This is a genomic window from Nonomuraea sp. NPDC048916 (assembly GCF_040649575.1).
Lineage (GTDB): Bacteria > Actinomycetota > Actinomycetes > Streptosporangiales > Streptosporangiaceae > Nonomuraea.
This window is the reverse complement of record NZ_JBEZFS010000329.1, coordinates 1-353: the sequence shown is the minus strand read 5'-3', so window position 1 is coordinate 353 and position 353 is coordinate 1. Positions and strand designations below refer to the sequence as shown.

The window sequence follows — 353 nt, the reverse complement described above, 5'->3', positions numbered from 1 at the left end:
GGACTTCTTGAGGACTCTTCAAGCCCTCAAACCGGGCTTCACATCACTCTCCACGACGGCTGATGACATTCCAGAGGGCTTCCTGTGAAACTGATGCCCTCTGACTCAGGAGGGGCCATGTCTCACACCGGAAACCATCGGCTGCGTGCGTCGCGCATCGCCGCCGGTTACCCGTCCCAGCAGGCGCTCGCCGACGCCCTCGGCGTAGGAGTACGACAGGTGCGGCGGTGGGAGAGCGACGCACCGCCTTGGCCGCAAGGTGATGTGCAGCAAGCACTCCCCCGCCTGCTCGGTTCGAACCTCACAGAGCTGGGCTTCACCCCGCCCGGGAGCGCACCTCACCCTCGCCCGAC

At 65.4% G+C, this 353-nt stretch carries 1 protein-coding gene; it reads left to right on the top strand.

The genetic code is table 11. The features are described 5' to 3' along the window. Positions 1-117: 117 nt before the first annotated feature. On the top strand, positions 118-353 hold a 236-nt coding region (locus tag AB0C16_RS41080), incomplete at its 3' end, for a helix-turn-helix transcriptional regulator (RefSeq protein ID WP_357691652.1).